17 protein-coding genes, 1 tRNA gene and 1 pseudogene are annotated in these 22,564 nt (G+C 70.9%); 12 read left to right on the top strand and 7 right to left on the bottom strand.

Annotated features, from left to right (window positions below; all coding sequences use genetic code 11):
- Positions 1-60: 60 nt before the first annotated feature.
- Together ACFU53_RS34720 and ACFU53_RS34715 are read right to left on the bottom strand one after the other, a co-directional pair.
- A complete protein-coding gene (locus ACFU53_RS34720; protein WP_384001623.1) occupies positions 61-3,117 on the bottom strand; it encodes an SUKH-4 family immunity protein in 3,057 nt (1,018 codons plus the stop codon).
- 7 nt (positions 3,118-3,124) lie between these two features.
- Positions 3,125-4,135: an SMI1/KNR4 family protein gene (locus ACFU53_RS34715; protein ID WP_384001620.1), complete on the bottom strand. Its 1,011-nt coding sequence runs from the start codon at positions 4,133-4,135 to the stop codon at positions 3,125-3,127.
- A 324-nt stretch (positions 4,136-4,459) separates the two neighbouring features.
- Here ACFU53_RS34715 and ACFU53_RS34710 point away from each other — a divergent pair, with 324 nt between their 5' ends.
- Together ACFU53_RS34710 and ACFU53_RS34705 are read left to right on the top strand one after the other, a co-directional pair.
- Entirely contained in the window at positions 4,460-4,960 is a 501-nt protein-coding gene (locus ACFU53_RS34710; protein WP_384001617.1) for a YwqJ-related putative deaminase, read from the top strand.
- Positions 4,961-5,159: 199 nt separating this feature from the next.
- A complete protein-coding gene (locus tag ACFU53_RS34705) occupies positions 5,160-5,654 on the top strand; it encodes an SUKH-3 domain-containing protein (protein ID WP_384001614.1) in 495 nt (164 codons plus the stop codon).
- Positions 5,655-5,835: 181 nt separating this feature from the next.
- On the opposite strand, the gene ACFU53_RS34700 is transcribed toward ACFU53_RS34705, so the two are convergent.
- Positions 5,836-7,179, bottom strand: coding sequence for a sensor histidine kinase (locus tag ACFU53_RS34700; RefSeq protein WP_384001611.1), 1,344 nt, complete (start codon positions 7,177-7,179; stop codon positions 5,836-5,838).
- Between the two features lie 167 nt (positions 7,180-7,346).
- On the opposite strand from ACFU53_RS34700, the gene ACFU53_RS34695 reads away from it, so the two are divergent.
- The 7 genes from ACFU53_RS34695 to ACFU53_RS34665 all read left to right on the top strand — a co-directional run bounded on the left by ACFU53_RS34695 (position 7,347) and on the right by ACFU53_RS34665 (position 13,020).
- A complete protein-coding gene (locus tag ACFU53_RS34695) occupies positions 7,347-8,219 on the top strand; it encodes a helix-turn-helix domain-containing protein (RefSeq protein WP_384001608.1) in 873 nt (290 codons plus the stop codon).
- Between the two features lie 10 nt (positions 8,220-8,229).
- A tRNA-Gln gene (locus ACFU53_RS34690) sits at positions 8,230-8,304 on the top strand.
- Positions 8,305-8,424: 120 nt separating this feature from the next.
- Positions 8,425-9,873, top strand: a complete 1,449-nt coding sequence (glmU, locus tag ACFU53_RS34685; RefSeq protein ID WP_384001606.1) for a bifunctional UDP-N-acetylglucosamine diphosphorylase/glucosamine-1-phosphate N-acetyltransferase GlmU — start codon at positions 8,425-8,427, stop codon at positions 9,871-9,873.
- A 111-nt stretch (positions 9,874-9,984) separates the two neighbouring features.
- Positions 9,985-10,959 carry a ribose-phosphate diphosphokinase gene (locus ACFU53_RS34680; RefSeq protein WP_384001603.1) on the top strand — a complete coding sequence of 325 codons (975 nt, stop codon included), beginning with the start codon at positions 9,985-9,987 and terminating at the stop codon, positions 10,957-10,959.
- Positions 10,960-11,142: 183 nt separating this feature from the next.
- Positions 11,143-11,733, top strand: coding sequence for a 50S ribosomal protein L25/general stress protein Ctc (locus ACFU53_RS34675; protein WP_384001600.1), 591 nt, complete (start codon positions 11,143-11,145; stop codon positions 11,731-11,733).
- Between the two features lie 73 nt (positions 11,734-11,806).
- A complete protein-coding gene (pth, locus tag ACFU53_RS34670; protein ID WP_384001597.1) occupies positions 11,807-12,409 on the top strand; it encodes an aminoacyl-tRNA hydrolase in 603 nt (200 codons plus the stop codon).
- A gap of 77 nt (positions 12,410-12,486) precedes the next feature.
- Entirely contained in the window at positions 12,487-13,020 is a 534-nt protein-coding gene (locus ACFU53_RS34665) for a hypothetical protein (RefSeq protein ID WP_384001594.1), read from the top strand.
- An 87-nt stretch (positions 13,021-13,107) separates the two neighbouring features.
- On the opposite strand, the gene ppc is transcribed toward ACFU53_RS34665, so the two are convergent.
- The gene (gene ppc, locus ACFU53_RS34660) at positions 13,108-15,840 is read right to left on the bottom strand and encodes a phosphoenolpyruvate carboxylase (RefSeq protein ID WP_384001592.1); all 2,733 of its coding nucleotides are present in this window, start codon (positions 15,838-15,840) and stop codon (positions 13,108-13,110) included.
- A gap of 384 nt (positions 15,841-16,224) precedes the next feature.
- Between ppc and ACFU53_RS34655 the strand changes: the two genes are divergently transcribed.
- Positions 16,225-17,256 (top strand): acyl-CoA desaturase, encoded by a 1,032-nt coding sequence (locus ACFU53_RS34655; protein ID WP_384001589.1) that lies wholly within the window; start codon positions 16,225-16,227, stop codon positions 17,254-17,256.
- Positions 17,253-17,930 (top strand): TetR family transcriptional regulator, encoded by a 678-nt coding sequence (locus ACFU53_RS34650; protein ID WP_384001587.1) that lies wholly within the window; start codon positions 17,253-17,255, stop codon positions 17,928-17,930. Before ACFU53_RS34655 ends, ACFU53_RS34650 begins: the two co-directional genes overlap by 4 nt.
- A 229-nt stretch (positions 17,931-18,159) precedes the next feature.
- Here ACFU53_RS34650 and ACFU53_RS34645 read toward each other — a convergent pair whose 3' ends face one another.
- A complete protein-coding gene (locus ACFU53_RS34645; RefSeq protein ID WP_384001585.1) occupies positions 18,160-20,247 on the bottom strand; it encodes a glycosyltransferase in 2,088 nt (695 codons plus the stop codon).
- Between the two features lie 104 nt (positions 20,248-20,351).
- On the opposite strand from ACFU53_RS34645, the gene ACFU53_RS34640 reads away from it, so the two are divergent.
- A complete protein-coding gene (locus ACFU53_RS34640; protein ID WP_384001582.1) occupies positions 20,352-20,501 on the top strand; it encodes a hypothetical protein in 150 nt (49 codons plus the stop codon).
- 222 nt (positions 20,502-20,723) lie between these two features.
- Here the strand turns inward: ACFU53_RS34640 and ACFU53_RS34635 are convergent, their stop codons facing one another.
- Both ACFU53_RS34635 and ACFU53_RS34630 read right to left on the bottom strand, forming a co-directional pair.
- A complete protein-coding gene (locus ACFU53_RS34635) occupies positions 20,724-21,608 on the bottom strand; it encodes a PaaX family transcriptional regulator C-terminal domain-containing protein (RefSeq protein ID WP_384001580.1) in 885 nt (294 codons plus the stop codon).
- 704 nt (positions 21,609-22,312) lie between these two features.
- Positions 22,313-22,564 (bottom strand): annotated as a pseudogene (locus ACFU53_RS34630) (MFS transporter); the annotation flags it as partial.

The following is a 22,564-nucleotide window of genomic DNA, read 5'->3' as shown; positions in this document are numbered from 1 at the left end:
TACGAGACCGGGCCGGGCCCTTGCGACATGCGTGGGGCGGCGGCCGTCAGCCGCCACGGATCACAGCAACCCGTCCCACATCTGCTCCAGCAGCACCGACCACCAGCTCTCCGGCGAGGCGAGCGCCGCCGGGTCGAGGGCGGCGAGCTGCGCCTGGAAGTCGACGGTCCAGCGGCCCGCCTGCTCCTGGTTGAGGCCGAACCGCAGCCGCCACATCCGGCCCAGGAGGGCGAGGCAGCGCGCGAACTCCGGCAGACCGGTGTTCACGAACTGCGGCGGTACGGGCGCACCGCCCGGCCCCGCCTCCACCGGCACGGCCACGATGTTCGCCGTGCCGTACTGCACGCACAGCGCCTTGCCGAAGTCACTGCCCATCACCAGGTACGAGCCCGCGTCGGCCGCCGGCTGCACACCCCGCTCCTGCGCCAGCTCCGCCAGCGTCGGCACCGGGCGGCCGGGCTGGGCCTGCGCCCAGAAGAACGGGCCCATGTCGACGGGCAGTCCGGCCACGACCAGTGTGTGCGCCACGATCGGCGGAACCCCCTGCCGCGACACCGCCTGCTGGTCGAACCGGAACACCCCCGGCCCGAACGCCGCCGCCAGCTCCTGCCCGATCACCTCGGGCGGGATCGGCGGCGTCGGCTGCACCGGCGGCAACGGCGCCCGCACCGGCGCGAGCCGTGCCGGGCCGTCCGCGACCTGGTGCAACTCGCCCTGGTGCGCGATGAGTTGGGCCATGCCCTGCTGCCGGCTCGCATGGTCCTTGCCGTACGGCGCGATGGACGTGATGCGCGCGTTCGGCCACTGCTCACGGATCATCCGCGCGCAGTACGCGCCCGGCAGCTCGCACGACTCCAGCTCCGTATGCAGCTCCAGCACGGCCTCCGGCGGGATGTTCATGCCGCGCAGCTCGTGGAAGATCTGCCACTCCGGGTGCGGAGTACCCGGCGCCGAACGCCGGATCACCTGCTGCTCGGAGCCGTCCGGCGCCCGGAACCGCAGGACGGCCTGGTAGCCGGGCCCGACGGTCGGCTGCCCGGCGGGCTGCTGCGGATAGCCGTACGCCGGCGGGGCACCCATCGGCGGACCGGGCTGCCCCGGCTGTCCGGGCATCCCGTGGGGAGCGCCCTGCGGCATCCCGGGCGGACCGGGCGGCTGCGGGGCACCGGGCGGCACGCCGGGCGCACCGGGACCGCCGAGCGGCGGCCCGGCCAGCATCGTCTCGGCGTGGTGCACGGGACCGGGGGCACCCGGCGGCGTCCCCGGCTGCCCCGGAGCCCCGGGCGCGCCAGGACCGCCCACGCCAGGCCCGGCCAGCATCGTCGCCGCATGGTGTACGCCGCCCGCGGGCGTGCCGCCGGGCGGATTCGGCGCACCGGGACCACCCGGCCGGCCATGAGCCCCGTGAGCCCCGGGGGCACCGGGCTGACCCGGAGCCCCAGGAGTCCCCGGCGGCTGCGGTGCGCCCGGGCCTCCCACCGCGGGCCCGGCCAGCATCGTCGCCGCGTGGTGCATGCCGCCCGCGGGCGTACCCCCGGGCGGATTCGGCACGCCAGGAGCACCAGGACCGCCCGGCTGACCGGGGGCGCCGGGCCCACCGGGCTGACCCGGAGCGCCGGGGAAGCCCTCCGGCCCGTTCGGGCCGAGGGAGGAGACCAGCTGGGTCGGCACATACCCGCCCGCCGGGGTGCCCGGAGCGCCGGGCCCGGACTGCGGCGGAGGCGTGCCGCCCGGGCGGGCGCCCGGTGTCCCCGGGGTGCCGGGCGGAGCCGGAGGCGGCGGCGCACCGGGCCCGCCGCCCCGGCGCGGAGGCGGCGCCGCCTTGCTCGTGGCGGCGTCGGCGATGTCACCGGCGTTGGGCGCCAGCGGACGGCCCGGCGGCGTACCAGGACCCTGCGGCCCACCGGGTCCCTGCGGATAACCGTAGGTCGGCGCGCCGGGCGGCGGAGTGCCCGGACCTTGCGGGGCACCGGGTCCCTGCGGGGCACCGGGTCCCTGCGGGGCACCGGGTCCCTGCGGGTACCCGTACGACGACGCACCCGGCGGCGGAGTCCCCGGCCCCTGCGGACCAGCGGGCCCCTGCGGGTACCCGTACGACTGCGCGCCCGGCAGCGGAGTCCCGGGACCCGCAGGCGGTTGGTGTTGCGGCTGCGAAGGGCCGCCCGGCGCGCCCGAGCCGGGGCGGGGGCCGCCCATGGCCGGCGCCACCGTCGTCCGCGGAAGCTGGCTGCCGCCGGAGATCAGCGCGGTCTTGGCGTCCGGCAGCGCGCTGTGCGCCGGTCGGTCGTCCTCGTCGCTCACCTCGGACAGCTGCGGCGCGAACACGGTCTCCGGGAGCGGGACCGAACGGTCGTCCTCGGCATCGGCGTTGGTGTCGGTACCGGCCCACGGGGTCGCCCCGGCGGGCACGCCCGGCACCGCGTCATGCGGCTCGATATCCCTCGGCGGCACCGCGTCCCGCACCTCGTCGTCCACCGACGCGGCGGCCGGCCACGGCGTGGCGTCGGCCGGCGCGGCGGCCACCCCACGGCCGGCCGAGGGCGACCGCCCCACCGGCGGCCCCGGCAGCGTCTCGGGCATCGAACCACCGCCGCCACCGCCCCCGGACACCCCGTTGCCGCCCACGGAGCCGGAACCACCTGTATCGGCGGCAGCCGGACGGGCCCCGGCACCGTCGGACGCCCCAGCCCCAGCCCCAGCCCCGGCGCCCGCACCCGCACCCGCACCCGAGCGGTGGTCCGGAATTCCCAGCTTGTCCGCCGCGTCCTGCAACCACTCCGGCGGAGTCAGCAGGAACGACGTCTGGTTCAGGTCCACCCGGGCCGGAGGCGCCGGCGCGGCGGCCGGAGCCGCGTCCGTACGGCCGTACTCCTCCTCGAACCGGCGGATCACCTCACCCACCGGCAGCGACGGCCACAGCGTGGCCTCCCCGCTGTCCCGGGCGATGACCAGGCGCTGCGCGCCACCGTCGGAACGCGGACCGTCCGCCCGGTCCTCGGCCCACACCACGAACCCGAGGTCGAACTCCCGTACCCGCACCTCACGGTGCTGGTAGGCCGGAAGATCCCCGTTGATCCACTCCTCGGCGCGCTCCTGCGCCTGAGCGAACGTCACCATCGAAAACTCACTCCCCCACCGAAGACGTCGCGGCGCCCGCGGCGACCGGCACGGCGCGTGCGAAGCCACCGTCCACCATCAGGTTGGCCACCGTCTCCAATTCCGGCGGATTGCCCGCCAGCCGGGACAGGAACACGTCGAAGTCCTCACCGGCGGGGAGCAGCAACCGCTCCACCCGCTCGGCCGGCGACCACGACGGATCGACGTCGCGGGCGTCGTCGTACGCGCAGAACCAGACCGACCCGATCCGGTCGCCCTTCACCTTCACCGCGAGCACCCCGCCCTGCGCGAACGCGACGGCCAGGTAGTCCTTGGTGAGATGGTCCCGCAGGCACTTGTTGACGTACACGAGGTCGTTGACCGCGGCCTCGTCCCGCACCGTGAAGAACGGCTGGTCGACCAGCAGCCCCAACTCCGCGTCGAGCGCCGCCCCCACCGGAGCGCAGCCGCCCGCCGCCTTCAGGAACGACCGGTAAGCGCCCGGCAGCCGGTACCCGAGGTCCTCCTCGACCCCCTGCACCTGCGTCTCGGTCACCGCCACCGCCGACGACTTCGGCAACCCGAAGTGCGCCGGCCGGGTCTCCTGCAAGGGCCGCGTGCCCCGCTTGTGCTGGTCCACACGCGCCGTCGCGATGCCACCGTGATGCCGCAGCAGCGCCTTCACCTCGACCGGCACCAGCTCCAGCCGACGACCGCCCGGCGCGTGATGCCACGTCCAGCCGTGCGGGGTCGCCACCGGCGGGATCGTGTCCCACAACTCGTGCCCCGTCGCCGCCAGCGCCGCGTTCGCGGACACGTAGTCCGTCAACCGCAGCTCGTCCACCCCGAACCCCTCCGGAGGATCGGCGATGTCCGCCGCGGCACGCGCATAGGGCGAGAAGTCCGGATAGCCGTGCACGTCAACACGGACACCCCTCGGATGACGCGCGGCCCGGACCGGGTCCGGAAACTGCACGAGCTGCCCGGCGTAGGCCGCGTTCGGCGGCGCGGCTTGCTGCCCGAGCCGACCTGTCGTCATGGCGGTAGCCCCCTGCGGCGTTCTGTGTGACCTGTTCTGGCTGCGTTGTTGCTGTGTCGTACTGCTCTCCGACAACAGAAAAGGCCCCGTTATGGCCTGCTCTGTCCTCCCTCGATCGCAAGACCGAACGGATCGCGGTTGTCGACAGCCTATGCGGTACGGCGACACCGGTCACCGGGCCTCCGCTTCCGTGACCAGCCGTCACACCACCCTCACGGAACGCCGAAGCCCGGGCGTGTCGTACTGCCCCAGCTTCCGCACCGGGCACGCCGTTTGGCACTCTGTGTCCGCTGGCGGGGGATGCAATGGGAGGGGATCACGATCATGAGTGCGACACAGGCGGGACCTTCGGGCGACCCTCGCATCGGCTGGAGCACCGCGGAACAGCCGCATACTCCCGCCCTCCTCCACCGCCGCGACGGCATCCTGCCGACCGTGGCCGCCGCCCTCTCCGTACGCGGCGAGACCCTCACCGGCACCGCCGCCCGCGGCGACCAGGCCCCGCCCCTGCACGCCCTGGTCCAGGAGTTCCTCGACTCCCTCGCCACCGCACAGCGCGACCGCTTCACCGGCCGCTGCGCCGAGGCCATCCTCATCTCCCGCCACATCACCAGCGCCGACGCCACCCGCAGCAGGCGCGCCGCCCGCAGACCCATGTCCAACGGCGAGGCCCGCAAGGTCCTCAAGCAGGCCAAACTCACCACCCGCCACATCCGCGAGGACGGCGACCCCCTCCACGGCGCCTTCGCCACCCCCTGCCGCTCCTGCACGGCCCTCAGCGCCCACTTCGGCGTCCGCATCGTGGACCCGGCACAGGAGAACTGACGGGAACCCCACCCCGGGCAGATCGCGTCGGAAAGGCAGAAAACAGGAAACCGCCCCAGGGACGCCGGCCCGCCTGATACGCCAATGTCCCGGCCGGCTTCCCGACCCGATGGATCCCTGGCCGATCTCAGACCCAACCCCCGACCACGGTTCGAACAACCGACGCACACCCGACGAACCCCCGACGAACAAAGGGCAGATGCACACCGACCGCACCTCCACCACGCGCTTCTCCGTCCCCGTCGACGCCGCCCTGCGCGCAGCCGGGTGGCAGCCGGGCCGCTGGGACATAAAGCAGGCCGAGATCTGGGCCGACGCCCTGCGCGAGCACGTCTCCCCCGCCGGGCACCGCCACGCGGTCTTCCCGGCCGCGGTCGAGGCCTGGGCCGAGTTCGGCGGCCTCCACCTCACCGCCCAGGGCCCCGGCCGTCAGCTCGCCCCCGCCGACCTCCACCTCGACCCGCTGCACGGCCTCCACATGGCCCGCACCCTCGGTGACCTCGGCCGGGCCCTCGACACCGAGGTCTGCCCCCTCGGCCAAGAAACCGCCACGCGAACCCTCATCGCCATCGACGCCGAGGGCCGCACCTACGCCCTCGACCACACCGGCGACTGGTACCTCGGCCCCACCATCGACACTGCTCTCACAACCCTGCTCGCAGGCCTCGACCCCACCCGCCTGACAGCAAACTGAACAGGCTACGAACGCCTCGCCGTCCTCGCCGTCCTCGCCGTCCTCGCCGTCCTCACTGCGGGCAATCGTGCCGCCGGGCGGCACGGGTGGACGCGGCGGCACCCCGCGAGCGCCGGTGAGCGAAACCCACCCCCGCCCGGCCGAAGCCGCCGGTGCCCACGCAACAGGTCCAGCCCCGCCCCTACGCCGCCGGAATCACCGCGGACACCCGGAACCCCCCGGCATCAGTGGGCCCGGACACGAAAACGCCCCCCAGTTCGGCCACCCGCTCCTTCATCCCGAGCAACCCGTTCCCCCCGCTCGGCAACCGCGCGGCCCCCGCCGCCCCCGGCTCCGGCGGCGCCCCGTTCTCCACCTGCATCGCGATCTCCGCCACCCGATGCGCCAACCGCACATGCGTCTTGGCACCCGCCGCATGCTTGTGGACGTTCGTCAACGCCTCCTGCACCACCCGGTACGCCGTCTGCTCCACCTCGGCCGCATACACCCGCACCTCCCCCTCCACCGACAACTCGACGACCATCCCCGCGGCCGCCGACTGCCCCACCAACACCTCCAGCTCAGCCAGACAGGGCCCTTCACCGGCCTCGTCCTCGGCCCGCGAAGCGGCGGCCGCAGCAGCCGCCCCCACCGCCGCCAAAGGCATCGGCGCCGGTCCCGGCTCCGCCCGCGCCATCGACGAGAACCCCTCCGCCGACCGCAACACCCCGAGCATCTCCCGCAACTCGGTCAAGGCCTGCCGCCCCATGTCCCCCACGAGCGCCGCGTTCTTCACGGCCTTCTCGGGATCCTTCCGAGCCACCGCCTGCAGGGCAGCCGCATGCACGACCATCAGGCTGACCCGATGCGCGACGACGTCATGCATCTCCCTCGCGATCCGGGTCCGCTCCTCCCCCCGAGCCCACTCCGCCCGCTCCTCCGCCCGCTCCGCGAGCAACTGCAACTCGCGCTCCAGCGAATCCGCCCGCTCCCGCAGACTCTCCATCAACCGCCGCCGCGCCCCGACATACAGCCCCAGCAGCACGGGCGGCGCGGTCAGCCCGATCGCCATCGTCAGCGCCAGGAACGGCGCGAACGCGTCCCCGCCCCCGACCGCCCCGTCCCCCTGCATCTCGCTCTGCGTCGCCTGCACGAACCACACGATGAACACACCGGCGAACGCCATCCCCGACAACGCCCCGATGATCCGCCGCGGCGCCTCCGACGCCGCCAGCGTGTACAGCCCGACGAGGCCCATCAGATACCCCATCTGAGCGGGCGCGACGGCGATGAAGACGAGCACGACGGCAACGGGCCACATCCGCCGCACCAGCAACACGGACCCGGCGAGCGCCCCGAACACGACCCCCACGGCCTCCGGCAGCGCGGCGTCCTTGGCGAAGTCGACACCCTCCACCGCACACTCGACGGCCGACACCAACGCCAGCCCACCGTCGAGCAACGCCCCCCGCCACCGCTCCCACCACCACGGCCCGGCCCTGTCCCCCGTCCCGGCCCCGGTGCGGTCTTCCCCCGTCGTGGTCATGACCCAAGCCTACGTTCGAGCGCCCCCGCTTTTCCGGCGAGTTTCCCGTACTGGCCTACACCACCCCGCACCTTCGAACAGAAGCGAAACCACCCACTATCGCTCGAACTGCTGAATCGCCCACCGTTCGACTCCGGAACACCAAATTCCGCCCGGACGCTATGCCCATGCCTCACGCACACACCACACACACCGACTTCGAGGGCCTACGCGACCAGGCACTGGCCCTGCGCCGAGCAGGCCTCAGCCGCCGCCAGATCCGCGACCGGCTCCACATCCACAACAACGACATCTTGAACCGCCTCCTGGAGGGCGAACCCCCTCCCGAGTGGACCAAGCGCCCCAACGCCAAGGACGACCTCCGGGCAAGGGCCCGAGAGCTCCGCCTCCAGGGCTGGACGTACGACCAGATCCAGGTAGAGCTGGGCTGCTCGAAGAGCTCGATCTCACTCTGGGTGCGGGATCTGCCGAAGCCGGAGCGGCGCGAGCCGCAGGAACAAGCGAAGCTCGCGGCCCGCAAGCGGTGGGAGCACGAGCTGACGATCCGCGACGAGAATCGGCAGCACACCAAGGAAGCCGCCAAGCAGGCGATCGGCGACCTCTCACCCCGCGAACTGTTCCTGGTGGGCGTAGGCCTCTATTGGGCCGAGGGCAGCAAGGACAAGCCGTACGACCGCCGAGAGAACGTCGCCTTCGTCAACAGCGACCCGGGCATGATCCAGGTGTTTCTCGCCTGGCTCGACCTCCTGGGGGTCGACCGCGAGCGCCTGCGATACAGCGTGATGATCCACGAGAACGCGGACGTGGCAGGTGCCGAGCGGTACTGGGCCGAACTCGTCGGCACCGACCGGCCCACGTTCAACAAGACGACTCTCAAGAAACACAACCCCAAGACAGTGCGCAAGAACGTCGGCGATTCATATCGAGGCTGCCTGGTGATCAAAGTCCTGAAGGGTGCCGACTTGTACCGTCGCATCGAGGGCTCTTGGTACGGCATAGTGTTGGGAGCCACTCGACAGCATGACCAGATGTCTGGTTAGTCGGGTTTAGTCCCCCGTGGTGTAATTGGCAACACACGTCACTTTGGATGATGTATTTCAGGTTCGAGTCCTGGCGGGGGAGCCAAGCTCAGTTCGGGTCCTCACCCAAGCAAACGGGTCAGGACCCGATCACATTTCCCCCTCCCAACGCCCCGGTATCCTGCGGATGTCAACCCCACCCCATCCACAGCCGAAGGGCATCCCCGTGAGCGCAACCCGCCCGGCAGCCGTCGTCGTACTCGCAGCGGGTGAGGGCACCCGTATGAAGTCGGCCACACCGAAGGTTCTGCACAGCATCTGTGGCCGCTCCCTGGTCGGCCACGTCCTCGCCGCCGCAGGCGAGTTGGACCCGGAGAACCTGGTCGTCGTCGTCGGGCACGCCCGCGAGAGGGTCACCGCACACCTCGCCGAGGTCGACCCCGGCGTACGTACGGCGGTCCAGGCGGAGCAGAACGGCACCGGGCACGCGGTGCGGATGGGGCTGGAGGAGCTCGGAGGCGTTGTCGACGGGACCGTGATCGTCGTCTGTGGCGACACCCCGCTGCTCACCGGCGCGACCCTCCAGGCTCTCGCCGCCACCCACTCCGCCGACGGCAACGCCGTCACCGTGCTGACCGCCGAGGTCCCGGACGCCACCGGCTACGGCAGGATCGTCCGCGACGGCGTCTCCGGCGCGGTGACGGCCATCGTGGAGCACAAGGACGCCACCGAGTCGCAGCGCGCGATCCGTGAGATCAACTCCGGGGTGTTCGCGTTCGACGGCCAGCTCCTCGCGGACGCGCTCGGCAAGGTCCGTACGGACAACAGCCAGGGCGAGGAGTACCTCACCGACGTCCTCGGGATCCTGCGCGAGGCCGGGCACCGCGTCGGGGCCTCCGTCGCCGGCGACCACCGTGAGATCGCCGGGATCAACAACCGGGTGCAGCTCTCCGAGGCCCGGCGCATCCTCAACGACCGGCTGCTCACCCACGCCATGCTCGCCGGGGTCACCGTCATCGACCCCGCCACCACCTGGGTCGACGTCACCGTCACGTTCGAGCAGGACGCCCTGATCCACCCGGGCACCCAGCTGCTCGGCGCCACGCACCTCGCCGAGGGCGCGGAGGTCGGGCCGAACTCGCGGCTGAAGGACACGAGGGTCGGGGCGGACGCGCGTGTCGACAACACCGTCGCGGACGGCGCGGAAGTAGGGCCGCAGGCGACCGTCGGGCCGTACGCGTACCTCCGTCCGGGCACCCGCCTCGGTCTCAAGTCCAAGATCGGTACGTACGTCGAGACGAAGAACGCGAACATCGGCGAGGGGACGAAGGTCCCGCATCTCTCCTACGTCGGTGACGCCACCATCGGTGAGTACACGAACATCGGCGCGGCGAGCGTGTTCGTGAACTACGACGGGGAGAGCAAGCACCACACCACCGTCGGGTCGCACTGCAAGACGGGTTCCGACAACATGTTTGTGGCGCCTGTCACGGTCGGGGACGGGGCGTACACCGCCGCCGGGTCCGTGATCACGAAGGATGTGCCGCCCGGTTCGCTGGCCGTGGCCCGTGGCCAGCAGCGGAATATCGAGGGTTGGGTGGCTCGTAAGCGTCCCGGAAGCGCGTCGGCGAAGGCGGCCGAGACGGCTTCTCGGGAGGGCGCAGGCGAAGGCTGACCGGAAACAGGTGCGCCAAGGACGTCGTACCGTGATAAGTGCACACCCGCACCCCAGCTGAGCCAGCGGCTTCCGCGTGCCCGGCTGAGACACCTCTGAGGAGACAGTGCTGTGACCGGGATCAAGACGACCGGCGAGAAGAAGTTGATGTTCTTCTCCGGCCGCGCCCACCCCGAGCTTGCCCAGGCGGTCGCCCAGCAGTTGGGTGTCGGGGTCGTCCCGACGAAGGCCTTCGACTTCGCCAACGGTGAGATCTATGTCCGCTACGAGGAGTCGGCGCGTGGTGCGGACTGCTTCGTGATCCAGAGCCACACGGCTCCGATCAACCAGTGGATCATGGAGCAGTTGATCATGATCGACGCGTTGAAGCGGGCGTCGGCCCGCTCGATCACCGTCATCGTGCCGTTCTACGGTTACGCGCGGCAGGACAAGAAGCACCGTGGGCGTGAACCGATCTCGGCGCGCCTGATCGCGGATCTGATGAAGACGGCCGGCGCCGACCGCATCCTGACCGTGGATCTGCACACGGACCAGATCCAGGGCTTCTTCGACGGTCCGGTGGATCATCTGTTCGCGCTGCCGCTGCTCGCGGACTACGTGGGCGCGAAGGTGGACCGGAACAAGCTCACGGTGGTCTCGCCGGACGCGGGCCGGGTGCGGGTGGCGGACCGTTGGTGCGACCGTCTCGGCGCGCCGCTGGCGATCGTGCACAAGCGGCGTGACAAGGACGTGGCGAACCAGGTGACCGTCCACGAGGTCGTGGGTGAGGTCAAGGGCCGGGTGTGTGTCCTGGTGGACGACATGATCGACACCGGTGGGACCATCTGCGCCGCCGCGGACGCGCTGTTCGCGCACGGTGCGGAGGACGTCATCGTGACGGCGACGCACGGTGTGCTGTCGGGTCCGGCGGCGGACCGGCTGAAGAACTCGAAGGTGAGCGAGTTCGTGTTCACGGACTCGCTGCCGACGCCGGGCGAGCTGGAGCTGGACAAGATCACGGTGCTGTCGATCGCGCCGACGATCGCGAGCGCGGTGCGTGAGGTGTTCGAGGACGGTTCGGTGACGAGCCTCTTCGACGAGCACTAGAGCTCTTTCTAGATCGTTTTGGGTACGGCCTTCCTCTCCGAGTAGACTGCTCCAGTTGCTCGGCGAGGGAGGCCGTACCCGTTTCACGACGGTGGTACGGCGATCCGTTATCGACGCGCTCTTCGTAGCAGGCCGATCGTTTGGCCGGGTGACCACCTTTCCCCAGTTCTACGAGGAGTGAACATGGCCGAGGTCAAGCTCGCAGCCGAGACCCGTACCGAGTTCGGCAAGGGCGCCGCCCGCCGTATCCGCCGTGCCAGCAAGGTTCCCGCCGTGGTCTACGGCCACGGTGCCGACCCGGTGCACATCACGCTGCCGGGCCACGAGCTCACGCTCGCCCTGCGTACCCCGAACGTCCTGCTCAGCCTGGACATCGAGGGCAAGACCCAGCTGGCGATCCCGAAGGCCGTGCAGCGCGACGCGATCAAGGGCTTCCTGGACCACGTCGACCTCCTCCTCGTGAAGCGTGGCGAGAAGGTCAACGTCGAGGTCTACGTCCACACCGAGGGCGACCTGGCCCCGGGTGCCTACCTGCTCGAGCACGTGCTGAGCACGCTGAACGTCGAGGCCGAGGCCACCCACATCCCCGAGTCGGTCACCGTCTCCATCGAGGGCCTGGAGGCCGGCGCCTCCATCCTCGCCAAGGACATCCCCCTGCCGAAGGGCACCACGCTGGCGACCGACGAGGACGCCGTCGTCCTCCAGGTCCTGGCCGCCCAGGCGGAGGAGCCGTCGGAGGACGCCGCCGAGGGCGACGCCGCCGCCGAGGCCTGATCCTCGGCTCTGTCATCGGTTCGCCAGCCGCTGTTCCCTTCAGGGGGCAGCGGCTGGCGCGTATCAAGGAGTTATGGACGTGACGACCGATCCGAGTGCGCCCTGGCTCATCGCCTGCCTCGGTAATCCCGGGCCCGAGTATGCGGCGAACCGGCACAACGTGGGGTTCATGGTGGCCGATCTGCTGGCCGAGCGGATCGGGGGGAGGTTCAAGCGGGCCGGGAAGGCTCAGGCGCAGGTCATCGAGGGGCGGATCGGGCCTCCGGGGCCGGCGAACCGTCGGGTGATCCTCGCCAAGCCGATGTCGTACATGAATCTCTCGGGCGGGCCGGTGACCGCTCTGCGTGACTTCTACAAGGTGCCGGTGGCGAACATCGTCGCGATCCATGACGAGTTGGACATCGACTACGGCACGTTGCGGCTGAAGTTCGGCGGTGGTGACAACGGTCACAACGGGCTGAAGTCGATGACGAAGGCGATGGGCTCGGACTACCACCGCGTGCGGTTCGGGATCGGTCGTCCGCCGGGCCGTATGCAGGTCGCGGACTTCGTGCTGAAGGACTTCTCCTCCGCAGAACGCAAGGAGTTGGACTACTTCGTGGACCGGGCTGCGGATGCGGTGGAGTGCCTGGTGATCGAGGGACTGGAGCGGGCGCAGGGGACGTACAACTCCTGACCCGATACACATAAGTCACGATTTGCTCGACCCCCGTGCCGGCCTGCGGGAGTTGACCGACCGCAGTGCCATGGCCAATGATCCCCGCCATGCCTGCCACCAAAGCTCCCGCTCCCCGCTCGCGGCGCCGTCCGCGCCCGGCCGGCGGTGGTGCGTCGGCCGCGCTGCGGTACGGGCGACTCGCGGCGATGGGCGCGGTCGTGGTGGTGATCCTGATCGCCGGGGTGTGGGGCTCCTGGGGCTGCGCCCAGCACGTGATGCTCAGCAAGGGGCGCGAGCAGGGGACGATGACGGTGTCCCGGTGCGACGGCGAGACCTGCTGGGGGCCGTACGAGCCGGTGTCGACCGGGTCGCGGGCCCGCGAGCGGGTCGACGTCGAGCGGTCCGTGGCGGTGGAGACGGGTGAGACGTACACCGTCGTCGTGAAGCCGGGCAGCAGTGATGTCGTACGGACGGGCCCGGCGGGCCTGTTGCACGCCTGGGTGCCCCTCGGCGGCGCCCTGCTGCTCGCCTCGGTGGTCGTGGCCGGGGGCCTGCGGATGGTCCGGTCGGCCTGGATGCTGGGCGGCGCGGGGATCGCGCTGATCACGGCGGCGTGGGTGGCGCTCTGAGCGCCCGGCAACACATCTCCAGCCCCCTACGACACCACAGTGCCCCCATGGCCGTACGACCATGGGGGCACTGCCTGTCGCGAGGTGTCAGCCGGTGTTGCGCAGCCCCGCCGCCACGCCGTTCACCGTGAGGAGCAGGGCTCGGGCGAGGAGCGGGTCGGGGGCGTCGCCCGCGGCGGCGGTGTCGCGCTGGCGCTTGAGGAGGGCGACCTGGAGGTAGGAGATGGGGTCGAGGTAGGCGTCGCGGATGGAGAAGGTCTGCTGGAGGACGGGGTCGGCGTCGAGCAGCTTGTCCTCGCCGGTGATGCGCAGGACCTCGCGGACGGTCAGCTCGTGTTCGGCCTGGATGGTGGCGAAGACGTGCCTCAGCTCGTCGGGGACGAGGGTGTCGACGTAGTGCCCCGCGATGCGCAGGTCGGTCTTGGCGAGCGTCATCTCGACGTTGGAGAGGAAGTTGCGGAAGAAGTGCCACTCCGCGTGCATCTCGTCGAGCACGGTGTCCAGGCCCGCCTCGCGCAGCGCCTTCAGGCCGGAGCCGACGCCGAACCAGCCGGGCACGATCTGCCGTGACTGGGTCCAGCCGAAGACCCACGGGATGGCGCGCAGACCGTCGAGTCCGGCGCCGGAGTCCGGGCGACGCGAGGGCCGCGACCCGAGGTGCAGGTCGGCGAGCTGGTCCACGGGCGTGGAGGCGAAGAAGTACGCGGGGAGGTCCGGGTCCTCGACGAGCCGACGGTAGGCGGACTCCGCCGCGTCGCTGACCAGGTCCATGGCCGCGTCCCAGCGGGCCAGTGCCTCGACGGACTGGCGGGGGGCGGTGTGCAGGGCGGAGGCCTGGAGGGTGGCGGCGACCGTCAGTTCCAGGTTCTCCCTGGCCAGGGACGGGACGAGGTACTTGTCGGAGATGACCTCGCCCTGCTCGGTCACCTTGATCTCGCCCTCCAGCGTGCCCCAGGGCTGCGCGAGGATCGCGTCGTGCGAGGGGCCGCCGCCGCGGCCGACGGTGCCGCCGCGGCCGTGGAAGAGCCGCAGCCGTACGCCGTACCGGTGGGCGACGTCACGCAGGCGGCGCTGCGCCCGGTGGATCTCCCACTGCGAGGTCGTGATGCCGCCGAACTTGGACGAGTCGGAGTAGCCGAGCATGACCTCCTGCACGTCACCGCGCAGGGCGACGAGCCGCCGGTAGGAGGGGTCGGCGAGCATCTCTTCGAGGATGGTGTCGGCGGCCTTGAGCTCGTCGGTCGTCTCCAGCAGCGGGACGATGCCGATCCTGGCCCAGCCGGCGTGCAGATCGATGAGCCCTGCCTCGCGTGCCAGGACCGTGGCGGCGAAGACGTCGTCGGCACCCTGGCACATCGAAATGATGTACGACTCGATGACCTCGGGTCCGAAGACGGCCAGTGCCTTCTTCACGGTCTCGAACACGCCGAGGGTCTTGGCGCCGGCGGCGTCCAGCGGCGCGGGCGTCGGGGCCAGCGGGCGCCGGGAGCGCAGCTCGCGGGCGAGAAGCTTGTGGCGGTACTCGCGGGGCATGTCCTCGTAGCGCCAGGACTCCTCACCGAGACGGTCGAAGAGCTGGCCGAGGGCGTGGTGGTGGGCGTCGGCGTGCTCGCGGACGTCCATCGTGGCGAGCTGGAGGCCGAAGGCGGAGAGCGTACGGATCGTGCGGTTCATCCGGCCGTCGGCGAAGAGGCCGCCGCGGTGCTCACGCAGTGAGGTCTGGATCAACGTCATGTCGTGCAGCAGCTCGGCGGTGCCGAGGTAGTCGCGGCCGTCCTCGTGCGGGATGCCCTTGGCCAGGCGCTGCTTGGTGTTCTCCAGCTTCTGCCGGATGCAGGTGGCCTTGAGGCGGTAGGGCTCCTCCGCGTTGAGGCGCTTGTACCGGGGGCTGATCTCGGGCAGGGCTTCGAGGTCGGCCTGGAGCGAGGTGAGCAGCTCTTCCGTGGCACCGGTGTAGCGGATGGAGTTGGAGAGGAAGCCGCGCAGCTCGTCGATGAGTTCGAGGGCGTCGTTGATGCCGTGCTCGTGCTGGAGGATGAGGACGTCCCAGGTCACCTGGGGGGTGACGTTGGGGTTGCCGTCGCGGTCGCCGCCGATCCAGGTGCCGAAGGTGAGGGGGCGCGTGGCGTCGGGGATCGTCACGCCGACCCGCTCCAGCTCGGCCGTCAGGTCCTCCAGGACGTCGCCGACCGCGCCCGCGTGCAGCTCGTCCAGGTAGTAGATGGCGTTACGGGCCTCGTCGGCGGGCTCGGGACGCACGACGCGGAGTTCGTCCGTCTGCCAGACGAGGTCGATGTTCTCGGCCAGTCGGGTGTCGTAGCGGCGGCGGTCGGACTCGATGACGGGGGTTTCCAGAAGCGCGGCGATGCGCCGGAGCTTGTTGAGTACCGACCGGCGCGCGGCCTCGGTGGGGTGGGCGGTGAAGACGGGGCGGACGTTGAGGTTCCCGACCGTCTCACGCAGGTGTTCGGGGTCGGCGTCCTTCAGGCGATCGGCCGTACGGGCGAGAAGTCCGCCCTCGGCGGCACGGCGTGCCCTCAGCTCGCGGCCGCGGTGCACCTGCTCGGTGACGTTGGCCAGGTGGAAGTAGGTGGAGAAGGCGCGGACGAGCTTGGCGGCGGTCTCCAGTTCGGTGCCGCGCAACAGGTCGGCGGCGGCTTCGCCGTCCTCGCGGGTCAGGCGGCGGACGCGCTCGACCAGCTCCAGGAGTTCGGGGCCCTCCTGTCGTACGAGGGTCTCGCCCAGCAGATCGCCCAGGCGCCGGATGTCGGCGCGCAGCTCGCTGCTGACCGTCGTGGTCTGGTCGTCGGCACTGCTCACAGGTGCGGCTCCTTGCAGTGTTGAAGCTCGTCCGGAGGGGAACCCGGGTGGCTGCCCGGCGGTCTGGGCCGCTGTGCGGGCCCTGGCATCCGGGCGGGATTCAGAGCGGACCGCGCTGTCCGACCGAGTCCAGGATAGGTGGCCACCTGGGCGCCCCCGGCGACAGGTGCCACTGTTGCGGCACTGAGTGCCACCTGTCCACCGAGCCCGCCCGTTACACCTGGACGCGCAGGCCGGCGGGCTCTTGCCGCCCGGCACCGCGCTGCCATACTTACGATGCCGTAGGTTACGGAACCGTAGGGAAAGCCGACAGGTAACCCCCGCACGCTGTTGACCGCAGGCCCTTCCCCCTCTCTCCACCCTCGACCCCCCAGGGGACGCCCCATGAGCACAAGGTCCGATGTGATTGAAGACGCCCCGAATGCGAACGGTTCCCCAGGCTCCGCGGGGGCCGACTCCCCCACTTTGTCCGCCACGCTGGGCAGCGAGCAGAAGCGTTCGATCGAGCAGATCACGCTGCTCCTCTTCATCACCGTCCCGTTCCTCGCGCTCCTCGCGGCGGTGCCGCTGGCCTGGGGCTGGGGCGTGAGCTGGCTGGATCTCGGCCTGCTGGTGTTCTTCTACTACCTGGGCTGCCACGGCATCACGATCGGCTTCCACCGGCACTTCACGCACGGTTCGTTCAAGGCCAAGCGCCCGCTGAAGATCGCGCTGGCGATCGCCGGCTCGATGGCCGTCGAGGGCCCGCTGGTCCGCTGGGTGGCCGACCACCGCAAGCACCACAAGTTCTCCGACGCCGAGGGCGACCCCCACTCGCCGTGGCGCTTCGGCGAGACGCTTCCCGCGCTGATGAAGGGCCTGTGGTGGGCCCACATCGGCTGGATGTTCGACGAGGAGCAGACCTCGCAGGAGAAGTACGCACCCGACCTGATCAAGGACCCGGCGCTCCGGGCGATCTCCCGTCAGTTCATCTACTGGACGGCACTCTCCCTCGCCCTGCCGCCCCTGATCGGCGGTCTGGTGACGATGTCCTGGTGGGGCGCGTTCACGGCGTTCTTCTGGGGCTCGCTCGTCCGGGTGGCGCTGCTGCACCACGTGACCTGGTCGATCAACTCGATCTGTCACGCGGTCGGCAAGCGCCCCTTCAAGTCCCGCGACCGCTCGGGCAACGTGTGGTGGCTGGCGGTCCTCTCCTGCGGCGAGTCGTGGCACAACCTCCACCACGCCGACCCCACCTCCGCCCGGCACGGCGTGGAGCGCGGCCAGCTGGACTCCTCCGCCCGGCTCATCCGCTGGTTCGAAGTGTTCGGCTGGGCGTACGACGTCCGCTGGCCGTCACGCTCGCGTATCGATTCCAGGCGCAACACGGGTGAGGACGGCTCCCGGCACCGGAAGGCGCCCACCGAGGCGGCATGATTGACGCCGTGGCGACCGACTCCAGCAGTACCCCGAGCAACGAGAAGCCGCGGCGTACGCGCCGCACCCGGATGACGGGCGCCGAGCGTCGTCAGCAACTGCTGGAAATCGGTCGCACCCTCTTCGCCGCGAAGGGCTTCGAGGGCACTTCGGTGGAGGAGATCGCCGCCAAGGCGGGGGTCTCCAAGCCGGTGGTGTACGAGCACTTCGGCGGCAAGGAGGGCCTCTACGCCGTCGTCGTGGACCGCGAGATGCGCCGCCTGCTGGACATGGTGACCAGCTCCCTCACGGCCGGTCACCCCCGCGAACTCTGCGAACAGGCCACCTTCGCCCTCCTCGACTACATCGAGGAGTACACGGACGGCTTCCGCATCCTGGTCCGGGACTCCCCCATCCCCCAGTCCACGGGTTCCTTCGCCTCGCTGATCTCCGACATCGCCACCCAGGTGCAGGACATCCTCGGCCGCGAGTTCAAGAACCGCGGCTTCGACCCGAAGCTCGCCCCTCTGTACGCCCAGGCCCTCGTCGGCATGGTCGCCCTGACGGGCCAGTGGTGGCTGGACGTCCGCCGCCCGAAGAAGGCCGAGGTGGCCGCCCATCTGGTCAACCTGGCGTGGCACGGCTTGGACGGCCTCAACCAGAAGCCGCGGCTGATTGGGCACCGGAAGAGTTAGTGGGGGTGCCCTTGTGGGAGGCGTGCGGGTGAGTGGGGGCTGGTCGCCGCAGTTCCCCGCGCCTCTGAGGACACGGCCCTGAGGACACGGCCCTGAGGGCCGAAAAGCACGGGGCGCAGCCCCTGCTTTTCAGGGGCGCGGGGAACTGCGCGATCAACCACGACGGACCCGCAGCCCCTACGCTCCCCCGCTCCCCCGCTCCCACGCTCCCACGGCGAAACCGGGCCTTTCAGTCGGCCTCTTCCACATCCTTCGCGCTGAGCGCCAGCTCGTTGTTCACAGTGAGGTACGGCTTCACCCGGGTCCGCCCCCGCTCACAGTGGTCGAACACCTGCCCGGGCACCAGATCCGTCTTCCGCCGCTCCACCACATCCCCACCGATCCGCCCCACCGGAACGTCCTCCAGCCGCAGATCCCACAGATCGTGCTCGACACTCCGCCGAGCCATGATCTCGCCGTACGGAACGGTGAACCGGAACCCCCGCTCCCCCACAGCCCACGCCGCCACGGAGAAGTCGTACGCGGTATCGGTCCGGGACACCACGCGAACGACGGCATCCTCCCCCAGAGGGGCAGCGGCGGCGGCACCGTGAACCGTCGCGGTGACGGTCACCGACCCCTCCCCCACCTCGACCGTGTCGATCTCGGCGTGCGCGGGCCGCAGCCACGTCCGTACCGCGAGGAACCCGTCGGCGGTCGTGTACGGGATCCACGCCCCCACCCCCCGCTGATCGACACTCGGCGCCCGCCCGACCAGCGCGGCCTGCTCGACCAGCCGCGCGGTCAGCCGCACCCGCTTGTTCGTGCCGCGCGGCGCGACATAGCAGTCCCAGCGGCCCTCGGCGAGGGTGTGCTCGGCCCGGTGGAGGGTCGCCTGCACCACGGTGTCCGGCGCGTCGGCGCTCGGCAGGACCGCTACGCGGATCTGGCGCTTGCCGGGGTCGCGGCGCAGCCGGGCGATGAAGTCGAGGGGCCCGGTGGGCAGCTCGGCCGGGTCGAGCAGGACGGTGACACCGCCGTCGACGGTCGCACGGGCGTGCGCGATGGGAATGGGTGTGGGAGCGCTCCCCTCGGCCTTGACTGCGGGAGCTTCCTTCGCGGGGCGCGGGCGGACGGTACGGGCGGCGAGCTGTCTCAGCCGGGCCGCGCCGTCCCACCTGCGGCGCCGGGACTTGGACAGCTCCTCGAAGAGGGTCTCGTAGCGGCGGGCGATGACGGACGGCGCGTACGTGTCGGCCTTCGTGAGCGCCCCCTTGCCGAGCCGCTCGCGCAGGGCCTCGTCGGTGACGACTCGTTTCAGCGCGTCGGCGTAGGCGTCGACGTCTCCGTCGAGCGGGACGAGGATGCCGTCCTCGCCGTCGGTGATGATCTCGCCGGGCCCGTGCGGGCAGTCGGTGGCGACGACCGGGACCCCGCAGTGCATGGCCTCGACGATGGTCATGCCGAAGGACTCCATGTCGGAGGAGACGGCGGCGACGGCGCCCTTGGCCCACTCCGTCTCGATGGGGGAGACCGCTCCCATGAGGAACACGCGGTCGTGCAGCCCGAGCCGGTCGATCTGCTCCCGCAGGTTCTCCTTCTGCGGGCCGCGTCCGTAGATCCGCAGGGTCCAGCCGGGGTGTTCGGCGGCGACCTTGGCGAAGGCGTTCACCAGCCGGTCGTACCGCTTGATGGGGATGAGCCGGCCGGCGGCGACGATGACCTGGGAGTCCAGGGTGGACCGTTCGACGGCGGGGGCCTGGACGCCGTTGGGGACGCACACGATGGTCGTGCTGACGTCGGGCAGGACGGCGCGGTATTGGGCGGCGTCGGCCTCGGAGACGGTGACGTAGGCGTCGAGTCCGGCGATGGCCTTGTTCTGGTCGGTGCGCAGCGGTTCCCGGTACTGGTCGAGGCTCAGGTGCTCCTGGCCCACGCGCAGAAAGCGGCGGCGGCCGTCGCGGGCGAGGTAACCGTTGAGGTCCGGGCGGGTGGCGATGACGACATCGGCCTCGGTACGGGCGAGAAAGCCGCCGATGCGTTCGTCCTGCAGGGCGGTGTAGGGCAGGTTCCCGGTGGCCCCGGTGTAGGGGAACATCGTGCCGGGCAGCTTGGTGAGCGGGTGGTCGCCCTCGAAGCCGGGGCTCCCTTCCCGCAGGTCGATCAGCGAGGTCAGGCGGACGCGCGGGTCGAACGGGAGGGCCGGTTCGTCGCGGGAGCGGTGGACGCTGACGACCTCGACGTCGTGCCGGTCGGCGAACGCCGCGGACAGGTTGGCCGTCGAGCGGATGGTGCCGCCGATGCCGAAGGCGTTGTTGATCAAGAATGCGATCTTCATATGTGTTTCCCCCTGGAGACCGCCCGAGCGCGGGCGGCATCGCACCCGCGCCCCCTGGCGGTCAGGTCAGGGGATGCACGCGGGCACGGCTATATACGCGATACGTGGTCGACCATCAAGAAATGAATGAGTTGGCGCAGCGGAAATCGACCGACCGGGAAAGCCGCAAGGAGATACGCACGGAAGCGCATCGCGATGAAACCCCGGCCGGACGGCGGAAAGCCTATGCGGCGCGCGTCACCAACCCCGTCTAACGCGCCGGGCAGCTCAACAGATACCCACTGGCCCAGATCCCCCCTGGCCACAGCCCCAACTCCCGCTTCCCCGGACAGCACACGGGAGGCAACAAAAAGCGAACTGAGAATATATCTCTCACAAAGGAAAGCCAAAGAACAATATCAGCCACTCCCGCATCAGAAGCACCCCGGTAGCACCCCGGGAGTAGCGGCGAGATGGAATACGAAACTCCGTTTTTACTACGGCCGTTCGGGTGAAGCGGGCCGCAGCGGGGTCGTTTCCAGAACCTCCGCCGCCATCCGTCCGGCCGGGCCCGCCGTCTGTTCGGCGATGCGCCGGAACGTGTCCTGGGCCTGCCGCGCGGGCCACTCGGCCGGCAGATGCTGCACGGGCAGGCGCGGGTCGGTACGGATGATGCGCAGCCACTCGGCGACGAGTCGCAGTCGGGTGGCGATCGGGTCGGTGGCGGCGAGGTCGGCGGTGGTCCACCGCTTGTCGAAGGCGACGTAGCGCGCGGCCAGGGCCTCCAGGTCCCAGCTCTCGCGGATCATCAGCCCGATGTCGGTGAACTCGTCGGCCTGCGCGTGGAACACCTTCACATGCGCGTCGAGCCCCAGCTCGGAGACGATCTCCCGCACATCCACGCGCCCCGGCGCGATCCACAGCCCGCTGTAGAGGGCGCCGAATCCGGACCAGGTGAGCCGGGAGCGCAGATCGTGCCGCTGGCGCTGCCAGGACTCGGGGAGGGAGAAGCCGAGGAGGGTCCAGGTGCCGTCCCAGTCCTCGTTCACCGCGCCGTCGCGCCAGATGCGCTGTCCGCCGTCCCGCAGGATGTCCGCCGCGTGCGGAGTGAGCCCGAAGAACATCCTCCGGCCCTCCCGCTGGCGCCGCAGCAGCCCCCGGTTCACCATCCGCGTCAGCGTCGACCGCACGGCCTGCTCACCCGTGCCGACCCGCCCGAGCACATCGATGATGCTCCCCGAGTACACCCCGAGGTCGCCTTCCCCCAGGTCCAGCACGTGATTCCCGAAGAAGGAGAGCACCAACGACTGCGGCCGCAACTGCGGCACGTCGACGCCCTCACCGTCCACCATTCCCAAGCGGTCCAGGATCTCGTCCTCCACAGCGGTAAGCGTACGGCGCCCGTTCGGCCCTGGTCAGGGGCCGGGGGCCGCTTGATTGCGAGCTTGATCAGGGGCTGGGGCCGCCTGATTGTGGGCCTGAGCAGGTGCTGGCCGGCATGGTCGCGAGCCCGACCGGGAGGCAGTGCATCTCGGTCTTTCGCCTGGCCACGGACTGGGGGGCCGCCTGATTGCCGGCCTGGTCTGGGGCGCAGGGCCGCTTACTTGCGGGCCTGGTCTGGCGCTGAGGGCCGCATGCTTGCGGGCCTGAGCAGGGGCCGGGGCCGCCCGATTGCCGACCTGGTCAGGCGCTGAGGGCCCCTTGCTCGTGGGCCTGGTCTGGGGCTGGGGCCGCCCGATTGCCGGCCTGGTCGGCGCTGAGGGCCACCTGATTGCGGGCCTGGTCAGGCGCCGGGGCCGCCCGATTGCCGGCCTGGTCGGCGCTGAGGGCCGCCCGATTGCCGGCCTGGTCAGGCGCTGAGGGCCGCTTGCTCGTGGGCCTGGTCTGGGGCTGGGGCCGGTGTGGTCCGGGGTGCGGAATCGGGGTGCCGGCCGGCGGCCGCGCCCCGAAGGGGGCGCGGGGAACTGCGCGAGAAGCCCCACCGGGCCGCGGCCGAGCGACGACCCACCAGCCCCCGCCCCACGCCGCGGCCGAGCGACGACCCGCAGTCCCCCGCCCAACCCCGAGCGGAGCTCAGCCCACCGATCTACGAGGCCACCTCCTCCTTCGCGGCGCCCTCCCGGAGGGACACGTCGCCCAGCGACTCCCGGTGCGTCTCCCGTACGAACCACACGGTCACAGCGGTGATCGCCGCACCCCCGCACACCAGCAACGAGATCGGCGTACTGGAACCCCCGTTGGCCGCCACGAGGCTTCCGGCGATCATGGGGGAGAAGCCGGCGCCGATGAGTGTGGCGCCCTGGTAGCCGAGGGAGGCCCCGGTGTAGCGCACCTTCGT

This window comes from Streptomyces sp. NPDC057474 (assembly GCF_042802555.1).
Lineage (GTDB): Bacteria > Actinomycetota > Actinomycetes > Streptomycetales > Streptomycetaceae > Streptomyces.
The sequence above is the reverse complement of the archived record's forward strand: the minus strand, read 5'-3'. Positions and strand labels throughout refer to the sequence as shown.

Bases quoted from the DNA above. Each gene is read 5' to 3' on its own strand.
- ACFU53_RS34700 (WP_384001611.1), bottom strand. From the start codon at position 7,179: ATGACCACGACGGGGGAAGACCGCACCGGGGCCGGGACGGGGGACAGG.
- ACFU53_RS34665 (WP_384001594.1), top strand. From the start codon at position 12,487: ATGATCCCCGCCATGCCTGCCACCAAAGCTCCCGCTCCCCGCTCGCGG.
- ACFU53_RS34710 (WP_384001617.1), top strand. From the start codon at position 4,460: ATGAGTGCGACACAGGCGGGACCTTCGGGCGACCCTCGCATCGGCTGG.
- ACFU53_RS34650 (WP_384001587.1), top strand. From the start codon at position 17,253: ATGATTGACGCCGTGGCGACCGACTCCAGCAGTACCCCGAGCAACGAG.
- ACFU53_RS34715 (WP_384001620.1), bottom strand. From the start codon at position 4,135: ATGACGACAGGTCGGCTCGGGCAGCAAGCCGCGCCGCCGAACGCGGCC.
- ACFU53_RS34695 (WP_384001608.1), top strand. From the start codon at position 7,347: ATGCCTCACGCACACACCACACACACCGACTTCGAGGGCCTACGCGAC.
- ACFU53_RS34645 (WP_384001585.1), bottom strand. From the start codon at position 20,247: ATGAAGATCGCATTCTTGATCAACAACGCCTTCGGCATCGGCGGCACC.
- ACFU53_RS34720 (WP_384001623.1), bottom strand. From the start codon at position 3,117: ATGGTGACGTTCGCTCAGGCGCAGGAGCGCGCCGAGGAGTGGATCAAC.
- ACFU53_RS34675 (WP_384001600.1), top strand. From the start codon at position 11,143: ATGGCCGAGGTCAAGCTCGCAGCCGAGACCCGTACCGAGTTCGGCAAG.
- pth (WP_384001597.1), top strand. From the start codon at position 11,807: ATGGACGTGACGACCGATCCGAGTGCGCCCTGGCTCATCGCCTGCCTC.
- ACFU53_RS34655 (WP_384001589.1), top strand. From the start codon at position 16,225: ATGAGCACAAGGTCCGATGTGATTGAAGACGCCCCGAATGCGAACGGT.
- ACFU53_RS34705 (WP_384001614.1), top strand. From the start codon at position 5,160: ATGCACACCGACCGCACCTCCACCACGCGCTTCTCCGTCCCCGTCGAC.